This window comes from Mesorhizobium sp. M7A.F.Ca.US.002.01.1.1, assembly GCF_004022955.1.
GTDB lineage: Bacteria > Pseudomonadota > Alphaproteobacteria > Rhizobiales > Rhizobiaceae > Mesorhizobium > Mesorhizobium ciceri.
Map to the genome: position 1 here is coordinate 1 of NZ_RZQE01000480.1, position 4,466 is coordinate 4,466.

Here is a 4,466-nt window from a genome sequence, read left to right on the forward strand (position 1 = left end):
ATCGAGAAAATGGGATAGATACTTTCAGCCATGGTTCAGCCTCCGATGCATGTCGGCATGACCGGCATATCCAAAACCTATGACGGCCATAGCTTCGTCGTGCGCGACCTGAACCTTGACATCGCGAAGGGCGAATTTCTGACGCTGCTTGGTCCTTCAGGCTCGGGTAAGACGACGACGCTCATGATGCTCGCTGGCTTCGAATATCCGTCAGCGGGTGAAATCACGCTCGACGGGCGGCCGATTCAGGACAAGCCGCCGGAAAAGCGGAACATCGGCATGGTGTTCCAGAACTATGCCCTCTTTCCGCATATGACGGTCGCCGAGAATGTTGGTTATTCGTTGCGGGTGCGCGGCTCCTCCAGGGAGCAGATCGCCACTCGCGTCGACGAAGCGCTGGCGATGGTCCAACTTTCGAACCTTGCGCAGCGTAGGCCCGCGGCCCTGTCGGGTGGCCAGCAACAAAGGGTCGCGCTTGCTCGGGCGCTTGTCTTCGAACCCAGCCTGGTGCTGATGGATGAGCCGCTCGGCGCGTTGGACAAGAAGCTGCGCGAGGACTTGCAGCTCGAAATCCGTCGGATCGCCGATCGGCTTGACCTTACAGTCGTCTATGTGACGCACGATCAGCACGAAGCGCTGACGATGTCCGACAGGATCGCCATTTTCAACGATGGCCGCATCCAGCAGATAGGTTCGGCTCAAGATATCTACGGCCATCCCGCGAGCCGCTTCGTGGCGGAGTTCGTTGGCGACAACAACTGCCTTGATGCGAAAGTCGTTTCGATCGAAGGCGACCTGGCGCGCGCAAGGCTCGCCGGCGGCCAGGAAATTTGGGCGCGCAGTAGCGTTCACACGAAGGTTGATCAACAAGCGACGATCGCCATCAGGCCGGAGAGCGTCCGCATCACTGGGCAGAACCGCGCCGGAACGCTTAGCGGGCAAATCAGCGACATCATCTACTGCGGCGACCAGTTCCGGATCCACGTCGAACTGCCGGGCGGGGAACGGTTGATTGCGAAGAGTTCATCATCGTTGGGAATCCAGATGGAGATGGGCAGCCCTGTCCTTCTCGACTGGGAGCCGCGCGATGCATGGGCGCTTGACGGCAGATAACACAACCGAAAATCCAGAGAGGACATCACATGCTACGCGCACGTTCATTCAAACAATCGTTCCTCGTCGGGCTTGTCCTGACTGCGGTCAGTTTGCCAGCCCTGGCAGACGTTCTGACCGTCGTTTCCTGGGGTGGGGCTTTGCAGGAAGCACAGACAAAGGCATTTCTCGATCCATTTGCGAAATCAAAGAACATAACCGTGACCCAGGACACCTGGAGCGGTGAACTGGCCAAGCTGCGTGCCATGGTCGATAGCGGCAATGTTGCCTGGGACGTCATCGACGTCGATCCGCAAACAGGGGCGACGGCCTGCGACCAGGGATTGCTTGAGAAGATTGGTGCTGACGCGGCCTTCAAGTCCGCGGGTCTCGTTGATGGCGCCCTCACCGATTGCGCGGTGGGAACGAGCGTCTACGCCACGATCCTGGCGTTTCAGAAACAGGCGTTCCCGCAGGCCCCTACCAGATTGACCGACATTTTCGACACCAAAACCTTCCCCGGCAAACGCGGCTTGCGCAAGAGTCCGGTGGACACGCTCGAACTTGCCCTGCTCGCCGACGGTGTCGCGGCGTCGGACGTCTATACGACGCTCGCAACGCCCGCCGGCGTTGACAGAGCCTTCAAGAAGCTAGACACGATCAAGAAGGACATCGTCTGGTGGGAGGCCGGCGCCCAACCGCCGCAGCTGCTCAAATCCGGCGAGGTGAAGATGGCGCTGGCCTGGAACGGCCGCATCGCGGACGCCAATGCCAAGGAAAATGCCGATCTTGGGATCGCCTGGACCAATCAGATCCGTGGCTTTGACATGTGGGTTATCCCATCCGGGTCGAAGAACCTTGCAGCCGCCAAGGAGTTCGTGGCCTTCAGCGTCAAGCCAGATGTCAACGCCACCTTGAGCACGTACATCGCATACGGTCCGACCGTAAAGGCCGCCAGCGCTCTGGTTGCCAAGGACGTGCTGCCGAACTTGCCGTCCGCCCCGCAAAACAGCGAGGGTGCCCTGGCGCAGGATGGTGCATTTTGGGCCAAAAACGGTGAGGCGCTGAACGCCCGCTTCTCCAGCTGGATTTCCCAGTAAGCCGAGTGATCGGAGTTCTCGCATGACACTGCCGTACGGTGACGTGGGCCTGATGATGACGCAGAATGATACCCCTGCGGCAAAGGCCGCGGCACCGTCGGAGCGTGTCGTTCGCCCGTCGGTCAGGAGCGACAACCACCGCAGGGCAGCTCGGGCTGCGCTTCCGGCGGCGCCGCTCCTGATTTTTCTGCTTCTGTTTCTGGTGATCCCCATAGGTTCGATCGTTCATACGGCGGTATCGGATGGGGAAATCGCCAGAGCCCTGCCGCTGACAACGCAGGCGCTTCAGGCCTGGGACGGAGATGATGTGCCGCTCAGTGCCGTCTACATGACCCTTGGTCAGGAGCTCGAGGCCGCGGGACATGCTGGATCAGTACGCCCCCTAGGCCGTCGGGTGGGTTACGAATTGTCGCGTGGGGCAAACATCATCCTGGGTGCCCAGCGGATCCTGTCGGAGGATTTCGACCGCGCCGACCCGCAGGCCTGGAAGGCCCAATTGATCAAGGCAGACCCGGCCTGGGGACAGAGCGGTGTGTGGAGCATCTTCAAGCACTATAACGGTCGCTACAGCGCGTTCTATTTGCGCTGGGCAACAGGCTTTCCTGTAAAGATCGAAGCCGATGGTCGCTTGTCTCAGGAAACGAGTTATGATTTTCGGTCGATCTATCTAAGGACGATCCTGATCAGTCTGGTTGTGACGGGGCTCACGATCTTGATCGGATACCCAGTCGCCTATGTCATAGCCAATGCCAGCGGGCGCACGGCCGCAGTCCTCCTGTTCTTCATTCTCCTGCCGTTCTGGACCTCGCTGCTCGTGCGAACAATGTCGTGGATAGTCTTCCTTCAGACCAACGGCGTTCTCAACGCCACGCTGGCCCGAACGGGACTGATATCCGAGCCGCTGCCCCTCCTTTACACGCGCATGGCGACCATTATCGCGATGATCCAGATCCAGTTGCCGTTCACGGTCTTGCCCATGATCAGCGTAATGCGGGCTATCCCGACGAACCAGGTAAAGGCCGCCCGCAGCCTAGGGGCAGGGCCACTTCTTGCACATGCGACTATTTTTCTGCCGCAGGCGGTTCCAGGCATTGCCGCCGGCGGACTTCTCACCTTCGTTCTGTGCCTCGGCTTCTATTTGACGCCCGCATTGGTGGGTGGACCGTCCGATCAGATGGTGAGCTTCTTCATTGCCAGGTTTACCAATGAGGATCTGAATTGGGGGCTTGCTTCGGCCCTTAGCGTCATACTCATCTTGGGGGCCGGCCTCGTTGCTCTGCCTCTTGCGCGGCATGTCGCGCGTCACTCGTCGGATCGGATATGAACATGGGCCGCCGCGTCTATTCCGAGTTTCCGACCTACATTCGGATACCGCTTTATGGATTTGTTGGGATCGCACTTCTCTTGCTGATGCTGCCGCTGGCGGTCGCTCTCCCAATCTCGCTCAATGCCGATCCCTGGTTTACCTACCCATTCCGTGCGTTGTCTCTTCGCTGGTTCGCGGAGCTTTTTTCCTCGCCTTTGTGGACCGGAGCAATGGTCAACAGTCTGGTGATTGCGATGTCGACCACCATCGTCGCCACGACTCTGGGCACCCTCGCGGCAATCGGGCTTGTCAATCCACGGTTTCCTTTGCGCACCGCCGTGATGGCGCTTGCGATTTCACCGATGATCGTTCCCGTCGTCGTGCTGGGCCTTGGGCTGTTCATTTTCTTTTCGCCGCTCGGCCTCAACTATTCCTACGCCGGCGTCGTTATTGCACACACCATTTTGGCATCTCCCTTCGTTGTCATCACCGTGACGGCGACGCTGACGCGCTTCGACTTCAACCTGATGCGGGCCGCGGCAGGTCTCGGCGCCGGCCGCGTGACGGCATTTCGAACGGTGATGCTTCCAATTATCGCGCCAGGCGTGGCGGCGGGAGCGGTCTTCGCTTTCGCCTCGTCATTCGACGAAGTGGTGATGGTCCTTTTTATTGCCGGACCTCAGCAGCGCACGCTGCCAAAGCAAATGTTCACGGGACTGCGTGAACAGCTCGATCCAACGATCCTCGCCGCCGCCACGGTGATGATCATACTGACGAGTTGCCTGATGGCTGCAGCCTACAACGCCAACAAAAATAGGTAACGTGATGCTGCATGTCATGTCGCAGGACCCCAGGACGGCTGGTGCGGCGCAAGCCGGATTGTTCGCCGACGATTATCTTGAAGAGCCCTATTGGTGGTCGGCGGCGCCGCTGCCCGCAGCCGACGAGAATACGGGGCCGATCAGCCT

The 4,466-nt window shown here is 59.6% G+C and carries 4 protein-coding genes; all 4 read left to right on the forward strand.

Going from position 1 to position 4,466, the window contains the following annotated elements:
* Nucleotides 1-57 precede the first annotated feature (57 nt).
* From EN932_RS30095 to EN932_RS30110, 4 genes are read left to right on the forward strand one after another with little or no spacing between them, the layout of a single operon-like run.
* Nucleotides 58-1,113 (forward strand): ABC transporter ATP-binding protein, encoded by a 1,056-nt coding sequence (locus EN932_RS30095; protein WP_245483349.1) that lies wholly within the window; start codon nt 58-60, stop codon nt 1,111-1,113.
* Between the two features lie 29 nt (nt 1,114-1,142).
* Nucleotides 1,143-2,192, forward strand: coding sequence for an ABC transporter substrate-binding protein (locus EN932_RS30100; RefSeq protein WP_128369292.1), 1,050 nt, complete (start codon nt 1,143-1,145; stop codon nt 2,190-2,192).
* Nucleotides 2,193-2,214: 22 nt separating this feature from the next.
* Nucleotides 2,215-3,516 (forward strand): ABC transporter permease, encoded by a 1,302-nt coding sequence (locus EN932_RS30105; protein WP_127415245.1) that lies wholly within the window; start codon nt 2,215-2,217, stop codon nt 3,514-3,516.
* A gap of 2 nt (nt 3,517-3,518) precedes the next feature.
* Entirely contained in the window at nt 3,519-4,319 is an 801-nt protein-coding gene (locus tag EN932_RS30110; RefSeq protein ID WP_127415250.1) for an ABC transporter permease, read from the forward strand.
* Nucleotides 4,320-4,466 lie beyond the last annotated feature (147 nt).

What these genes read in the sequence shown, in the direction of transcription:
- EN932_RS30100 (WP_128369292.1), top strand. Translation starts at nt 1,143, where the DNA reads ATGCTACGCGCACGTTCATTCAAACAATCGTTCCTCGTCGGGCTTGTC.
- EN932_RS30110 (WP_127415250.1), top strand. Translation starts at nt 3,519, where the DNA reads ATGGGCCGCCGCGTCTATTCCGAGTTTCCGACCTACATTCGGATACCG.
- EN932_RS30105 (WP_127415245.1), top strand. Translation starts at nt 2,215, where the DNA reads ATGACACTGCCGTACGGTGACGTGGGCCTGATGATGACGCAGAATGAT.
- EN932_RS30095 (WP_245483349.1), top strand. Translation starts at nt 58, where the DNA reads ATGACCGGCATATCCAAAACCTATGACGGCCATAGCTTCGTCGTGCGC.